At 73.2% G+C, this 14,982-nt stretch carries 14 protein-coding genes and 1 tRNA gene; 8 read left to right on the top strand and 7 right to left on the bottom strand.

The window, feature by feature from the left end; all coding sequences use genetic code 11:
• Nucleotides 1-104: 104 nt before the first annotated feature.
• The 3 genes from AC0QR5_RS07225 (at nucleotide 105) to AC0QR5_RS07215 (ending at nucleotide 2,350) form a co-directional block, all read left to right on the top strand.
• Nucleotides 105-1,037 carry a cytochrome b/b6 domain-containing protein gene (locus AC0QR5_RS07225; protein WP_329860289.1) on the top strand — a complete coding sequence of 311 codons (933 nt, stop codon included), beginning with the start codon at nucleotides 105-107 and terminating at the stop codon, nucleotides 1,035-1,037.
• 16 nt (nucleotides 1,038-1,053) lie between these two features.
• Complete coding sequence (locus AC0QR5_RS07220; RefSeq protein WP_329860287.1) at nucleotides 1,054-2,199, top strand: acyl-CoA dehydrogenase family protein; 1,146 nt, start codon at nucleotides 1,054-1,056, stop codon at nucleotides 2,197-2,199.
• A gap of 74 nt (nucleotides 2,200-2,273) precedes the next feature.
• Nucleotides 2,274-2,350, top strand: a tRNA-Met gene (locus AC0QR5_RS07215).
• A gap of 102 nt (nucleotides 2,351-2,452) precedes the next feature.
• On the opposite strand, the gene AC0QR5_RS07210 is transcribed toward AC0QR5_RS07215, so the two are convergent.
• Complete coding sequence (locus tag AC0QR5_RS07210; RefSeq protein WP_329860285.1) at nucleotides 2,453-3,226, bottom strand: PspA/IM30 family protein; 774 nt, start codon at nucleotides 3,224-3,226, stop codon at nucleotides 2,453-2,455.
• Between the two features lie 91 nt (nucleotides 3,227-3,317).
• A complete protein-coding gene (locus AC0QR5_RS07205) occupies nucleotides 3,318-5,438 on the bottom strand; it encodes a TPM domain-containing protein (protein WP_329860284.1) in 2,121 nt (706 codons plus the stop codon).
• A gap of 251 nt (nucleotides 5,439-5,689) precedes the next feature.
• On the opposite strand from AC0QR5_RS07205, the gene AC0QR5_RS07200 reads away from it, so the two are divergent.
• The 4 genes from AC0QR5_RS07200 (at nucleotide 5,690) to AC0QR5_RS07185 (ending at nucleotide 10,045) form a co-directional block, all read left to right on the top strand.
• Entirely contained in the window at nucleotides 5,690-7,252 is a 1,563-nt protein-coding gene (locus tag AC0QR5_RS07200; RefSeq protein WP_329860283.1) for a S1C family serine protease, read from the top strand.
• Between the two features lie 265 nt (nucleotides 7,253-7,517).
• Complete coding sequence (locus AC0QR5_RS07195) at nucleotides 7,518-8,330, top strand: electron transfer flavoprotein subunit beta/FixA family protein (RefSeq protein ID WP_329860282.1); 813 nt, start codon at nucleotides 7,518-7,520, stop codon at nucleotides 8,328-8,330.
• 15 nt (nucleotides 8,331-8,345) lie between these two features.
• On the top strand, nucleotides 8,346-9,287 hold the full coding sequence (locus AC0QR5_RS07190) for an electron transfer flavoprotein subunit alpha/FixB family protein (protein ID WP_329860281.1): 942 nt from the start codon (nucleotides 8,346-8,348) through the stop codon (nucleotides 9,285-9,287).
• A 2-nt stretch (nucleotides 9,288-9,289) separates the two neighbouring features.
• Complete coding sequence (locus tag AC0QR5_RS07185; protein ID WP_329860278.1) at nucleotides 9,290-10,045, top strand: PIG-L deacetylase family protein; 756 nt, start codon at nucleotides 9,290-9,292, stop codon at nucleotides 10,043-10,045.
• 8 nt (nucleotides 10,046-10,053) lie between these two features.
• Here the strand turns inward: AC0QR5_RS07185 and AC0QR5_RS07180 are convergent, their stop codons facing one another.
• The 5 genes from AC0QR5_RS07180 to folP all read right to left on the bottom strand — a co-directional run bounded on the left by AC0QR5_RS07180 (nucleotide 10,054) and on the right by folP (nucleotide 13,966).
• Nucleotides 10,054-10,605, bottom strand: a complete 552-nt coding sequence (locus AC0QR5_RS07180) for an anti-sigma factor (RefSeq protein ID WP_329860277.1) — start codon at nucleotides 10,603-10,605, stop codon at nucleotides 10,054-10,056.
• Between the two features lie 189 nt (nucleotides 10,606-10,794).
• A complete protein-coding gene (locus tag AC0QR5_RS07175; protein ID WP_329860275.1) occupies nucleotides 10,795-11,277 on the bottom strand; it encodes a tRNA (cytidine(34)-2'-O)-methyltransferase in 483 nt (160 codons plus the stop codon).
• 24 nt (nucleotides 11,278-11,301) lie between these two features.
• Nucleotides 11,302-12,219 (bottom strand): J domain-containing protein, encoded by a 918-nt coding sequence (locus AC0QR5_RS07170; protein WP_329860273.1) that lies wholly within the window; start codon nucleotides 12,217-12,219, stop codon nucleotides 11,302-11,304.
• A gap of 57 nt (nucleotides 12,220-12,276) precedes the next feature.
• Nucleotides 12,277-13,032 carry a dihydrofolate reductase family protein gene (locus AC0QR5_RS07165; RefSeq protein ID WP_329860272.1) on the bottom strand — a complete coding sequence of 252 codons (756 nt, stop codon included), beginning with the start codon at nucleotides 13,030-13,032 and terminating at the stop codon, nucleotides 12,277-12,279.
• Nucleotide 13,033: 1 nt separating this feature from the next.
• Entirely contained in the window at nucleotides 13,034-13,966 is a 933-nt protein-coding gene (gene folP, locus AC0QR5_RS07160) for a dihydropteroate synthase (RefSeq protein WP_329860270.1), read from the bottom strand.
• A 70-nt stretch (nucleotides 13,967-14,036) separates the two neighbouring features.
• On the opposite strand from folP, the gene AC0QR5_RS07155 reads away from it, so the two are divergent.
• Nucleotides 14,037-14,939 (top strand): hypothetical protein, encoded by a 903-nt coding sequence (locus AC0QR5_RS07155; protein WP_329860269.1) that lies wholly within the window; start codon nucleotides 14,037-14,039, stop codon nucleotides 14,937-14,939.
• Nucleotides 14,940-14,982: the final 43 nt, after the last annotated feature.

The following is a 14,982-nucleotide window of genomic DNA, read 5'->3' as shown; positions in this document are numbered from 1 at the left end:
CCCGGGCGGCAGAGCCGTCCCGGGATTTACTCTGAAGTCCTACTAGATGCTAGCAATGCCTAGTATCGTGGTGCCCGTACCCAGCATCAAGAGAGGGAGCCTCCGTGAAGTCCACCGCCTCCAAGGACGCCCGCGCGGGAGCGCGCGGCTGGCTCCGCTTCGCCTGGCTCGCCGGAGGAGGGCTCGTGCTGCTGGGCCTCGGCGTCCTCGCGGCGCGCTGGCTCGTCGGCCTCGAGGGCGTCCAGGAGTTCCTCGCCCGCTACCCGGGGCACACCGAGCTTCCGGCCGCGGCACCGACCGGGATCCCCGTCTGGATGTCCTGGCAGCACTTCCTCAACGCCTTCTTCATCCTGTTGATCATCCGCAGCGGCTGGCAGGTGCGTACCCAGCAGCGGCCGCCGGCCCACTGGACGCGCAACAACAAGGGCCTGGTGAAGACCAGGAACCCGCCCAAGCGGATCAGCATCAACCTGTGGTTCCACCTGACCCTCGACGCCCTCTGGGTGCTCAACGGCTTCGTGTTCATCGTGCTGCTGTTCGCCACCGGGCACTGGATGCGGATCGTCCCCACGAGCTGGGAGGTCTTTCCGAACGCCGTCTCGGCCGGGCTGCAGTACCTCTCCCTCGACTGGCCCGTCGAGGACGGCTGGGTGAACTACAACAGCCTCCAGCTGCTCACCTACTTCCTCACGGTCTTCGTCGCGGCCCCCCTGGCCATCATCACGGGACTGCGGATGTCCGAGGCCTGGCCCAAGAAGGCCGCCGTGAACAAGGCCTACCCGGTGGAGCTGGCCCGCGCCGTGCACTTCCCCGTCATGTTGTACTTCGTCTTCTTCGTCATCACCCACGTGGCGCTCGTGCTCTCCACCGGCGCCGTGCGGAACCTGAACCACATGTACGGGGCGCGTGACGACGGCACATGGATCGGCTTCTGGTTCTTCGCGGGCTCCGTCGTGGCGATGGCCGCCGCGTGGTTCCTGTCCCGGCCGGTCCTGCTGGCCCCGATCGCCTCGCTCATGGGCAAGGTCAGCCGCTAGCGACCAGGAGGGTCCCGTGTTCCAGCTCGACGACGAGCAGCAGGCCATCCTCGAGATGGTCCGGGACTTCGCGCGGGAGCGCATCGCCCCGCACGCCGCGGCCTGGGACCGCGGGCACCACTTCCCGATCGACGTCCTCGAGGCCGCCGGCGGGCTGGGCATGGGGGCGATCTACGTCCCCGAGGAGCACGGCGGAGCGGGGCTGGGGCGGCTGGACGCCGTCCGGGTCTTCGAGGAGCTCTCCAAGGCCTGCCCCACGATCGCCGCCTACATCTCCATCCACAACATGGTCGTGTGGATGATCGACGCCTTCGGCGACGACGCGCAGCGGGAGGACTGGCTGCCCCGGCTCGCGGGGATGGGCGAGCTGGCCAGCTACTGCCTGACGGAGCCCGGGGCGGGGTCCGACGCCGGATCCCTCACCACCCGGGCCCGGCCCACCGGGGACGGGGGCTACGAGATCACGGGCACCAAGCAGTTCATCTCCGGGGCAGGCGCCGCCTCCTGCTACCTCGTCATGGCCCGCACCGCCGACACGGGCAGCCACGGGATCAGCGCGTTCCTCGTCGACGGGGCGAGCGAGGGGCTCTCGTTCGGCCCGCCCGAGCGCAAGATGGGCTGGAACGCGCAGCCGACCCGGCAAGTCGTGCTCAACGGCGTCCGCGTGGCGGCCCGGGACCGGCTCGGCTCCGAGGGACAGGGCTTCCCGATCGCCATGAAGGGACTCAACGGCGGCCGGCTCAACATCGGTGCGTGCTCGCTCGGCGGGGGACAGGCCGCCCTTGACGCCGCCATAGCCCACGTACGGGACCGCGAGGCGTTCGGGCGGCCGCTCATCGAGCAGCAGTCGGTGCTGTTCCGACTGGCCGACCTGGAGACGCAGCTGGAGGCGGCGCGCACGCTGCTATGGCGGGCGGCCGGAGCGCTCGACGACGGCGACCCCGACGCCGTGCGCTGGTGCGCCATGGCCAAGCGCGTCGCGACCGACGCGGGTTTCGACGTGGCCAACGGCGCCCTGCAGCTGCTCGGCGGCTACGGCTACCTGGCGGAATACGGGATCGAGAAGATCGTGCGCGACCTGCGCGTGCACCAGATCCTGGAGGGAAGCAACGAGATCATGCGGCTCATCGTGGGGCGGATGATCGCCGAGCGCCGCCACTGACGAGGCCGCTGCCGCTTGCCCCGGGCACCCGATTTGGCGTCCCGGACGGGAGCGCGTAGAGTTGTATCTCGCGCCGCGGGGTGGAGCAGTTCGGTAGCTCGCCGGGCTCATAACCCGGAGGTCACAGGTTCAAATCCTGTCCCCGCAACCACGCGAAGGGCCCCGATCCACTGGATCGGGGCCCTTCTTCATGCCCGGAACGGCCGCGGCGGGGTCCGGACCGGTACGACGCCGGTGCCGGACCCCGCGCGGATCAGGCGCCGTGGTAGGAGGTGCCGGAGGCCTCGTCGGCGGCGCCCTCGAGGGTGGCGGGGGAGGCCCCGGCCTTCAGAGCGGCAAGCCGGGCCTCGACCTCGCTCTGCTCGCCGAGGTCCTCGAGGGACTCGAACTGGGCGTCGAGGCTCGAGGCGGCCAGCTCGTTCTGGCCGATGACGCGGGCTTCCTCACGGCGGATCTTCTCCTCGAAGCGGGAGACCTCCGACGTGGGGTCCAGGATGTCGATGCTCTTGATGGCGTCGTGGACCTGGGTCTGCGCCTGGGCGGACTTGGCGCGCGCCACGAGTTCGTCCCGCTTGGAGACCAGTTCCTGGCGCTTGCCCTTCATGCCGTCGAGCCCCGACTTGAGCTTGGCGACGATCTCCTCCTGGGAGGCGATCGTCGGCTCGGCGCCCCTGGCCTCGCGCTCGGACTGCATCTGGCGCTGGATGGCGACCTTGGCGAGGTTGTCGAACTTCGCGGCGTTGGCGTCGTCGCCGGCGCCGCGGAACTCGTCGGCCTTGCGGGAGGCGGCCAGGGCCTTGTTGCCCCAGTCGCGCGCATTCTCCTGGTCCTCGCGGTAGTCCTGCTGGAGCATGCGCAGGTTGCCGATGGTCTGCGCGACGGCGGTCTCCGCCTCCGCGATGTTGTTCGTGTAGTCACGGACCATCTGGTCCAGCATCTTCTGCGGGTCCTCCGCCGAGTCCAGCATGGCGTTGATGTTGGCCTTGGCCAGCTGGGCGATGCGTCCAAAAATCGACTGCTTTACCACGGTGTCACCTTCCACTTGTCCTGCTTGATCTTGATGGGTCCTGCTGGTCTGTCGTGTTGTGCCCGTCGCCGGGGACGACGAGCGCCGGGGCTCAGAAGTTACCGCCTCCGCCGGAGTGGCCGCCTCCGAAGCCGCCGCCTCCGCCGAAGCCGCCGCCGAAGCCTCCGCCCCCGCCGCCCCCGCCGAAACCGCCGAAGCCCCCACCGCCGAAGACGCCGCCGGAGTGGCCGCCTCCGCCGCTGGAGCCCCCGCGGAGGATCGAATCGATGAGGATGCCGCCGAGGATCGCCCCGCTCATGCCTCCGCCGAAACCGCCCTGCCCGCCGCCGAACCCGCCGCCGAACCCGCCGCCGGAGCCGAAGCCGTTGACGTCGTTCTCCGCCTCACGGGCGGCCTGGTCGGCGAGGTAGCCGGCCTGGTTCGCGTACTGCAGCGCGGAGACCGGGTCCTGGGAGCCGATCCGCAGCGCCTCGTCGAGATTGCGCTGGGCCTCGGCGAGGCGTGTGCGCGCCGTGGAGCGCACACCGCCGCGGCGCGCGCGGATGTAGTCGTTGGTGCCCTGGATCTTGAACTGGGCATTGCGCACGGCCGCCTGCAGCTGCTCGGCCGCACGCCGTGCCTGTTCCGCCTGATCGCGGATGGTACCCAGCGGGGCGTCCAGTTGCGCGTGCGCCGCCTCGACGGCCAGCAGCAGCTCGACGGGATCGGTGCGGCCGGCCTCGCGCGCGGCCTTGACCCGGGCCAGGGATTGCTCGACCGCGGCCACGGGCCCGGCCAGCTCGGGGCTGCGCCCCGACGCGACCATGGCCCGGGCCTGCGCGAGGTCTTGGGCGGTCCGTGCGACCGCCGACTCGAGCTCCGTGGCCGCCTGGGCGAGCTCCTCGGCCGTGGAGCCGATCGCGTCGAGCAGGACCGTGGCCTGGTGCAGCCCCTCCTCGCCGGCCCGCACGGCGACCGCGGCCTCGCTCGCGGCCTGGTCGCCGAGCTTCTCCTCGGCCGTCGCCACGGCAGTGTCGACGAAGTCGAGCCGCTCCGTGGCCTGCTCGATGTTGTCGCGCACCTGGGCCAGCGCGGAGTCCGCGTAGCGGGCGGAGAGTCGTTCGAGCTCATCGCGGGCGCCGGCGAGGCGGCCGCGCAGCCGGGGTGCCTCTTCCTGGAGGGAGGCCACGGCCTCGGGGGCCTTGCGTTCCAGCTCACGGAGGGAGTCGAAGTCCGCCCGGTGCTCCTCGAGGGTCTCGTTGACGGCCTCGCAGCGCCGGATGATGTCCCCGAGCCAGGTGCGCTGCTGTTCCTCGGTGTCCGGAATGTGGTCGTCGAGCTGCTGCTGGAGCTTGAAGGACTCGTTCAGGTGCCCCTTCGCGGCCGCGATGTCCTCGACGAAGGGCTTCACGGACTCCTCGCCGTACTGGGCCAGGGCGAAGCCGACCTCCTGTTCGCTCGAGCGGATCGCGTCGTCCGCCGCGATCAGGAGGCCGCCGGCGCGCTGGCGGAGCTCGGGGATGGAGAGGCCCGCGAGCGGGTCGACGACGCGCCCGTCCGGTCCCGCCTGGGGCCCCTGGGCGGGGCCGGTCGCGGGCAGCTTCCTCCGGCGGGACAGGGCCCAGGCGGTGGCGCCGCCGGCCACGACCACGCCGCCGATGATCCAGGGCGCGGCCGAGGAGCCGGAGCCGTCGGCCGGAGCGCTGGAGCCGTTGCCCGTGGCGGATCCGGACAGCGTGCCCGCGTCCGCCGCGGCGATGCCCTCGGCGGCGCCGACCGCGGCGTTCGCCCAGTCGTCGGATGCGAGGGTCGAGCCGCCGAGCTCGGGGGCCACGAAGTCCCGGAAGACCTCGTCGTCGTAGGCGGCGATGTCCCCGGAGGCGTGGGAGAAGAGGATGCCCTGGCGCGCCTCCGTGGCCAGCACGAGGATCGAGTCGTTGGTGCCGAGGCCCTTCGCCTCGGCCACTTCGACGGCCCACTCCGAGGCGTCGGCGGGATCCTCGAACTCGTCGATGTAGACCACGAAGAGCCCGCGTCCGGTGTCCGAGCGGAGCTGGGAGACGGCGTCGTCGACGCGGTCCGCCTCGCTCCCGAGGGCGTCGACGGCGTCGACGACGAACTGGCCCGGGGGGATGGTGACCGGCGGTTCGGCGGCCGCGGGGGCGGCGAGGAGGAACAGGGACAGCAGTCCGGCGGCAGCCGCCGCCGCGATCCGCCTGGCTGGAAAACGCATGGATCACCCTTCAGCATCGAGGACGGCCCTGCGTCGTTCCGGACCATGATCCGTCGGGCCCGCGGGCCGGCCGGGGCCGTCGACCTTGATTCTATGGTTGGAGCAACGGGGCGTCCAACAGCCGGGATGCGCCGACAGCGAAAGCCCGCGGCGCGTCCGGCGGGCTCACAGGGAGCGCTCAGGCAAAGCTTTCGGGGAACACAGTCCCGCTTGCCATAGTTGTTCCCAAGGACGTGAGAAAGGACCCCACGATGAGCGATCCCAGCCAGGCAGGACACGAGCACCAGAACCCCCAGGAGGCCCCCGGTGCACGGAGCGTCCCTCCGCGGCCCGCCGTGCCCCCGCAGGCGCCGTCGGTCCCGAACGCGGTACGCGGCGAGGCGGGGACCGACGCCGACGGATCGGCCGATGCCTCCTCGAGCTGGAACGCCACGCGGCCCCTGCCCTCGACGTCCGGCTACGGAAGCCCCTACGGCGCCCCGGCGGCCGGTGCGGGCTACGGCAGCTCGCAGTACGCTCCGTCCCAGGGCGGGTACCAGGCGGCGGGCTACGAGGGCTACGCCGCCCCGGCGGAGACCGGCTCGGGAACGCCGCGCCGCAAGGAGCCCAAGCGCTTCGGGGCGCCCGTGCTGATCGCCGGGATGCTGGCCGCGGCCCTCGTCGGGGGCGGCTCCGCGGTCGGCGCCAACTACCTCCTCGCCGGCGGCCAGGTCCAGGCCGCCGCGACGGCCGCCGCCAACGGCGAGGCCGTGGTCATCAACAACCCCGAGAACGTCACGGCCGTCACCGCCGCGGCGGCCAAGGCCACGCCGAGCGTCGTGACGATCGAGGTCTCCGACGGCAGCCAGGGCGGCTCCGGTTCGGGGATCATCCTGGACGACGACGGGCACATCCTGACCAACACGCACGTCGTGACGCTCGGAGGGGCCACGGCCTCGCCGGATGTCGCCGTCCGCACGGCCGACGGCAAGGTCCACAGCGCGAGCATCGTCGGCACCGATCCGCTCTCCGACCTCGCCGTCATCAAGATCGACGCCGAGGGCCTCACGCCCGCGAGCCTGGGCTCGTCCTCCGCGCTCAACGTCGGCGACACGGCCATCGCGATCGGCGCTCCGCTGGGCCTGAGTGGGACCGTCACCGACGGGATCGTCTCCAAGCTGAACCGCACCATCTCCGTCGCCTCCTCGGCCGTTCCCGAGAGCACCGGCGCCGAAGAGGGCGGGGACGGCGGCGACCAGTTCAACTTCCAGTTCCCCGGCGAGGGCCAACAGCAGAGCAGCGGCACCGGCTCGATCTACATCAACGTGATCCAGACCGACGCGGCCATCAACCACGGCAACTCCGGCGGCGCGCTCGTCGATGTCGAGGGCAACATCATCGGCGTCAATGTGGCGATCGCCTCCTCCGGTTCCTCGTCCTCCGGTTCCGACAGCGGAAGCATCGGCGTGGGCTTCGCCATCCCGATCGACTACGCCCAGCGGATCGCCCAGGACCTCATCAACGAGGGCAAGGCGACCCACGGGCTCCTCGGCGTCACCGTCAGCGCCCAGCCGGCGGACACGGGGAACTCCCAGACCTCCTTCAGCGTCGGCGCCGCCGTGCGCGAGGTCACCGAGGGCTCGCCGGCCGCGGATGCCGGCCTGCGCCCGGGCGACGTGATCACCGGAGTGGGGGACCGGGTCGTGGAGGACAGCAACTCGCTGACGGCCGTCGTGCGCGAGTACGCGGCCGGCGACACGGCGACCGTGCGCTTCACCCGCGGCGGGCAGGAGCAGGAGGCCGACGTCGTCGTCGGGCAGACGCCCGCCGGCTGAGCGGCCAGCGGCGCGCCGTACGCGCGCGGACGGCGGGGCCGGGGCACGCAGCCCCGGCCCCGCCGTCGTCCACCCCTTCGGCCCCGCACCCGCCGTCCCCGGCGGCGGCCGCCCGTGCCGCGTCACACGCCGCCGCGGACGCGTCATACGAGGCCCCGGACCCGTCACGTGACGCGCACTTCGGTTAATGACCGCTCACTGAACGCGGTGCGGATAGCATGGTGTCGGCCGCCACCGGCCCATCCGTTGAAGAGGAAAGGCAGCAATGAGCGAGGCAAACGCGCCGCTGAAGGTCCTGGTCCTGGTCAAGTACGTCCCCGACGCCCAGTTCGAGCGTCGCCTGGACGGTCCGGGAAACACCACGGACAGGTCGGACAGCATCCTGTCCGAACTCGATGAGTACGCGGTGGAAGCCGCACTCCAGCTGACCGAGGCCCGCGGAGGGGCGAAGGCCGGCAACACCGTCACGGCCCTGACCATGGGCCCCGAGGCGGCCGCCAACGCCGTCAAGAAGTGCCTGCAGATGGGGGCCAGCGACGGCGTGCACGTCACCGACCCCGCGCTCGCCGGTTCCGACGCCGCCGCGACCTCGCTCGCGCTGGCCGCCGCCGTGCGCCACCTCGGCGGCTTCGACCTGATCGTCACGGGCATGTCCTCCACCGACGGCGAGACCTCGCTCGTGCCCTCCCAGCTCGCCGAGCGCCTCGGCCTTCCGCAGCTCACCCTGCTCTCCTCGGTGGAGCTCGATGGCGCCGCGGTCACCGGCCGCCGCGACGGCGACACCGCCTCGCAGACGCTCAGCGCCCCGCTGCCGGCGCTCGTCTCGGTCACGGACCAGTACGACGAGCCCCGCTACCCGAACTTCAAGGGCATCATCGGCGCCAAGAAGAAGAAGACCGCTGTGCTGTCCCTGGCCGACCTCGGGCTGACGGCCGGGCAGGTCGGCTCCGCCGGATCCTGGACGCAGGTCTCCACGGCCGACGCGCGCCCCGCCCGCCAGGCCGGCACCATCATCACCGACCAGGGCGACGCCGGCGTGAAGCTGGTCGACTTCCTCGCCGAGCAGAAGCTTCTCTAGGAAAGAGGGACCACCATGAGCACCATCCTCGTCTACATCGACGCTCCCTCCGCCGAGCCCGGCAAGGCCCAGCGCGAGCTGCTCACGCTCGCCGCGCGGCTCGGGACCCCCGCGGCCGCCGTCGCGGGCCCCGCCGACGCCGACGCCCTCGCGGCCCTCGGCGCGCACGGCGCCGCGCAGGTCTACACGGCCCCGGCCGGCCTCGACGACGTCCTCGTCGCGGGCAAGGCCGCGTTCCTCGCCGAGGCCGTCACCGCCTCCGGCGCCGCCGCCGTGCTGCTGCCCAACACGGGCGAGGGCAAGGAGATCGCCGCCCGGCTCGGCATCAAGATCTCCTCGGGCGTCATCACCGACGCCGTGGACGTCGCCGCCGACCTCACCGTCACCAAGTCCGTCCTCGCCGGCTCCTACACCGTGCAGGCGCGCGTGACCACCGGCATCCCCGTCGTCACGGTCAAGCCCAACAGCGTCGAGCCCGCCGCCCCGGAGGGGGGCGCGGCGTCCGCCGTCGAGCTGCCGGCCGCCGACGCGGGGCCGGCAGCCCGGGTCGACTCCACCCAGGCCAAGCCCTCCTCGGGCCGCCCCTCGCTCGGCGAGGCGCGGATCGTCGTCTCCGGCGGGCGTGGCCTCGACGGCGACTTCTCCGCCGTCGAGGCCCTCGCCGACGCGCTCGGCGCGGCCGTCGGCGCGTCCCGTGCCGCGACGGACGCCGGATGGATCTCCCACGACCTCCAGGTCGGCCAGACCGGGACCACGGTCGCCCCGCAGCTCTACATCTGCGCGGGCATCTCGGGCGCCGTGCAGCACAAGGCCGGCATGCAGACGGCGCAGACGATCGTCGCGATCAACAACGACCCGGACGCGCCGATCTTCGAGATCGCCGACCTCGGGATCGTCGGGGACCTCAACGAAGTCCTGCCGCAGGCGACCGCCGAGATCCTCCGGCGCAAGGGCTGAGCGTGGACGCCGCCGGCCCGGCGCGGGACCAGCCGCGCCGGGTCCTCTGCTTCGCCGCGCACCCCGACGACCTCGACTTCGGGGCCTCGGGGACCGTCGCCGCCTGGACCGATGCCGGGGTCGAGGTCCAGTACTGCATCATGACCGACGGCGACGCCGGCGGCTTCGACCCCGGCCACCGGGACTCGATCGTCGAGATGCGCCACCGGGAGCAGCGCGAGGCCGCGGCCGACGTCGGCGTCGCCCGGGTGCACTTCCTCGGCGAGCGGGACGGCTACCTCGAGCCGTCGCACGAGGTCCAGCGCAAGGTCGTGGCGCTGATGCGCGAGGTGCGCCCCGACGTCGTCCTCGCCATGCACCCCGAGCGCGACTGGGAGCGGCTGCAGCGCTCCCACCCGGACCACCTGGCCTGCGGCGAGGCCGTGGTCCGCGCCGCCTACCCCGCCGTCGAGAACCCCTACGCCTACCCGGAGCTCGCCGGCCAGGGCCTCGAGGCGTTCAAGCTGCGCAGCCTGTGGCTCTATGGGGCGCCTGCCGCGCGGGAGAACCACTGGGTCGACATCCAGGACACCTTCGAGCGCAAGCTCGGCGCCCTGCGCCGGCACTTGTCCCAGCACCCGGATCCGGGGCGGATGGAGGACTACGTCCGGCGCCAGGCCGCGCAGAAGGCCGCCCTCGCGGGGATGAACGCGGGAAGCCTCGCCGAGGCCTTCCACGTCGTCGAGGTCAACGCCGAGGACACGATCGCGGGCTTCTGAGCGCGGCGTCAGCCCGCCGGGGGGACGTCGATCGAGACCACCGGATCGGAGCCCGGGACCTCGGCGCCGCTCGCCGGTTCCACGGTCACGGTGACGGTCGAGATGTCCGCGAGACCGCGGATCCCGACGCTGCCCGCGACCTCGCCGGTCTCGAGGGCCTCGACGGAGGAGGGGGCGCCGTTGGAGGCGGCCAGGACCCAGACGTGGTAGACCTGCCCCGCCTCCGGCTCGGGCAGGCCCTCGAGGGTCAGGGAGCCGGCGTCGCGCTCCCGGGAGACGGCCAGCACGGCCGAGCCGCCGCCGTCGACCTCGACGCTCGACTCGACGCGGTCGGGCGCGGAGGCGACCTCGCCCACGAGGTCGCGCGGGGTCAGGGCCAGCACGAGGGCCGTCACGCCGATGACGACGACGGCGGCCGCGACGGCGAGCAGCAGCCACTTGCGCACGGGGGCCGAGGGGCCCCGGCGCTCGTGCTGGGCGACCTCGTCCACGAGGTCGAGGCCCAGGTTCTCCTCCGGCTCGGCGTCGTTGCTGAAGTCGCGGGCATCCCTCTGGCTCATGTTCCTCAATCCATCGATGGCGCCGCGTCCGCGGCAGGTCGCGTGTCCCAGCTTAGGGCAGGCGCTCCCGGAGGCGGCGGAGCCATGCCGGGCCCACCGGGTCCCCGGGCGCTTCCCGGCCGGGCCCCGGACCCGGCGCCGAGGCGTCCCGGTCCCGGGACGGGGACGGGATGCTTCTCCGGCGGAGGATCAGGCCGCCGGCGGCTTCGGCACCGAGCCGGCGAAGCCGTGCTGGCGCCAGGCCTCGAAGACGGCGATCGAGGCGGAGTTGGCCAGGTTCAGGGAGCGCCGGGAGGGCTGCATCGGCAGGCGCACACGCGCCGTGACGCGCGGGTGGCGCTTGGCCTGGTGGGGCAGGCCCACGGACTCCGGGCCGAACATCAGCACGTCGCCCGGCCGGTAGCCGATGTCGGTGTAGAGCTCCTCGCCGTCGGACGTGAAGGCGAAGACGCGCGCGTCGCCGATCGCCTCGAGCGCCGCGTCGAGGCCCGGGTGCACGGTGACGTGGGCCAGGTCGTGGTAATCGAGACCGGCCCGGCGCAGCTTGGAGTCCTCGAAGTCGAAGCCGAGGGGCTCCACGAGGTGCAGCTGCGCCCCCGTCACGGCCGCGAGGCGGATGGCGTTGCCGGTGTTGCCGGGGATCTCCGGCGTGTGGAAGAGGATGCGGAACACGGTCCCCATCCTATGCGCGAGGCGTCAGTACATCCCGCCGAGCAGCCGGGCCAGGACGGGCACGTCGACCACGTTCGGGCTCGGCCCCGTGCCGAGGAACATCTTCAGCTCGCGGACCAGGTTGGCGGCGTTGACGACGTGGACGCCGGCGGCGGAGGACGGGTCGGCGCCGCGGCCGTAGTCGATGACGGGCTCGTGCAGGTTCCCGTCGGGGGAGTGGATCACGGTCCAGCCCGTCACGTTCAGCTCGGGGAAGAGCTCCTGCATGCGGCGCACGGGGGGCGCGAGCCGCGGCGGGGCGATCGCCTTGCCGTCGCGCAGCAGCGTCTGGCCGTCCCAGCGGTACACGCCCCGCGGCAGGAGCATCGAGTCGACGAGGGCCAGGCGGTATCCGGCCAGGACGGCGTGGTCCAGGTGTCCGTTGTCCGCGGGGGAGTGCAGGCCGTTGACGAGGCGGGCCGCCGGGAGGACCTCGAGGACCTGGCCGGCGATGAGCTGCACGGTCCTCGCCTCGCGGGCGAGGCGCGCCTGCGCGCCGAAGATCCCGCGCTTGCGCGGGGCGCCGTGGATCCGGCGTTCCGCGGTGGCCTTCTCCAGCACCGGGACCCGGCCGTCCTCGAACGCCGGGACGAAGCGCGTGGGGTCGGTGGCGCTCGGCCTCCGGCGCTCCGCCGGTTCCGCCGTGCTGCGATAGGAGGCACCGGCGTCGGACGAGGGGCGGGCGTAGGCGGACGTGCCGCCGTAGCTGCGGTCGTAGCGCGCGCGGGCGCCGGCGTCGGAGAGGGTCTGGTAGGCGAGGGAGACGAGGCGGAACTCGGCCGGGTCGCCGCCGTGGTCCGGGTGGGTGGCCCGGGCCGCGCGGCGGTAGGCGGACTTGATGTCCGCGGGCGTGGCCGTGCGCGAGATGCCCAGCACCTCGTAGTGGGTCCGCTCCTGCGCCACGTGCCGCCTTCCGTTGGATTTCGCGCCAAGCGCATCCTACCGGCCCGCGGGGCCCCGCTACGCCTTCCGGTGCTCCCGCCGGTACTCGAGGAAGAGCGCGCCGTCCTCCTCGAGGGCCAGGACCAGGTCCATGCGGCGCAGCGGCTGCTCGTCGGAGCCGTCGGCGATCCGGCGGGCGGAACCGCCGGCCAGCAGGGGGCTGAGCGAGAGGCACAGGCTGTCGACGCGGCCCGCGGCCTGGAAGGACGCGAAGACCCCCGGGCCGCCCTCGGAATGCACGACGCGGTGCCCGCGCTCGGCGAGCACCGCGACCGCCTCGGCCGGGTCCACCGCGGCCGCCCCGCAGTCGACGACGTCGGCGACCGCCTCGAGGGCGGCGCGCCGGCGCGCGGGCGCCGCCCGTGAGGTCAGCAGGACGGGTCGTACGGGCGCCTCGGTGAAGAACGCGGAGTCCGGGTCCAGGTCCAGGGAGCCGGAGACGACGGCGACGCCCGGGTGCGGCTCGAGGTGGTGCCGGCGGCGCCACGCGAGTCCCGCCTCGTCGAGGAGCGGCCCCTCGTAGCCCTCCGCGCGGATCGTCCCGGCCCCGACCAGGATCACGTCGGCATGCCGGCGCAGGAGCGCGAAGATCCGGTGGTCGGCGTCGGTGCCGAGCTCGGCCGAGACGCCGCCGTGGGTCGCCGCGCCGTCGAGGGTGCTGACGAAGTTGAAGCGGACGAACGGGCCGCCCTGGGCGGGCGGGGCGTAGGCGCGCAGCAGCGCGGCGTCGGTGAGCTGCGCGGCGTCGGTGCCCGGGTGGATCCTGCGGACCATGTCAGGCCGTCCTTTCGCCGGCCGGCACGGGGTGCGCCGGCTCGTTCACGTCCCCCATGTTGTGCTTGAGGTAGGCTGGCTCGCGCCAGCCCATCGCGGCCTCGAGGAGCCGGACGGTGGAGAAGGCCTCCGGGATGTTGTGCATGCGGATGATCCGCGCCCCGTTCATGATGCACATCGCCGCCGCGGCGAGCGAACCGGCGGTGCGCTCCCGCTTGGGCAGGTCGAGCGCCTCGCCGATGAAGTCCTTGTTGGACACGGCCGCGAGCGCCGGGTATCCGAGCGCCGCGATCTCGTCGAAGCGCCGGGTGATCTCCAGGGTGTGCAGGGTGTTCTTGTTGAGGTCGTGGCCGGGGTCGATGATGATCTTCCCGGGCGCGACGCCGAGCGAGAGCGCGAGCTCCACGCGTTCGCGCAGGTAGTCCGCGACCTCCGTGACGACGTCTGAATAGCTCGGGCGCGGGTAGACGGTCCGGGGGGCGGCGAGGGAATGCGTGAGGACGAGGTGCGCGCCGTGCTCGGCGACGACGCGCCCCAGCTCGGGGTTCCGCAGCCCGGTGGTGTCGTTGACGACGTCGGCCCCCGCCTCGAGCGCGGCCCGCGCGACCTCGGGCAGGAACGTGTCGGCGGAGACCACGGCGTCGGTGCGGGCGCGGACGGCCTCGATCACGGGCACGATCCGCTCGGCCTCCTCCTCCCAGGGCAGCGCGGGCCCGGGGGAGAACGGGACGCCGCCGACGTCGACCCAGTCCGCGCCGTCCTCCACGGCGGCCAGGGCGGCGTCGACGGCGGCGTTGAGCGCGAACGTCGCCCCGCCGTCGTAGAAGCTGTCCGGCGTGCGGTTGACGATCGCCATGAGCGCGACCCGGCGCGAGAAGTCGATGGTCCGGTGGGCGAAGCGGTGGACCGGATGACGCAGTGCAGGCTCGTACATGCCCATGGGTGCTCCTTCGACGGCTACCCCCATTCATACCAGCATGACCCCCGGCTTGTACTCTGGCCACATGTCCTTGACCTTCGCCGGCCCCGCTCCCGGCCGCTGGCTCGCCGATGCCCTCGCCCCCGCCTTTGCCGTGCCCGGCGGGGCCGAGACCGTCGCGGGCCAGGTGCCGCGCGGCTACGAGGCCTACGCCCGCGTCTTCCACCCCGCCCGCGACGATGACGGCGCCCCCGTCCGCTGGGCGGACATCGCCGCCCTGCGCGGCACCGTGCTGCACGGCGGGGCGCAGTTCGCGGACCTTGCCGGGCTCGACGAGTACGGCTACGCACTCGTCGAGGACGCCTGGGACGGCGACGCGCCGGAGCAGTACGGTCTGCCGCAGCCCGACCTCGGGCACCTCGCCGCCGTCCTGGCCGCCCACACCACGACCCCCGGCGCCCTGTACCTGGGGCTGTGGCCCGGCTACGGCTGGGTCCGCGGCGGGGACGCCGTCTCCCTGCTGGGCACCGGTCCGTCTCAGGACGACGCCGGGGCCCCCGCCGGCGCCCCGGCCGGCGGGGCGGCGGCTGCCGACGGGCTCCAGGAGCGCCTCGCGATGGAGGCCGAGGCCAAGCGCCCCGCGTTCGGGCCCGAGGTGCTCGACGGGCCGCAGCTGTCGATCGGCCCCGAGGGGTATCGCTCCTACCTCGTCTTCGAGGGGACCTCCGGGGACCTGGCTGCGCCGCTGTGGAAGGACGGCCGCTGGAGCCGGGAGCGGCAGGCGCCGAACCTGGCCTGGCCGCGCGACCGCGCCTGGGTCCTGTCCACCGAGCTCTACGAGGACTCGACGATCATCGCCGGCAGCGCCGCGCTGGTCCGCGAGCTCTCCGCCCACGCGGGCCTCGAGGTGCGCGCCGTGGACGCCGACACGGGGCTGGGTGCCGACGCGGACCGCGTCAACGCGGCCCCGGACCCGGGCGGACCGTAGCCCGCGGGTCCGCGCTGTCGTCCCCGTGCGCCGGGGTCCGTGC

This window comes from Arthrobacter sp. J156 (genome assembly GCF_056172865.1).
The sequence above is the reverse complement of the archived record's forward strand: the minus strand, read 5'-3'. Positions and strand labels throughout refer to the sequence as shown.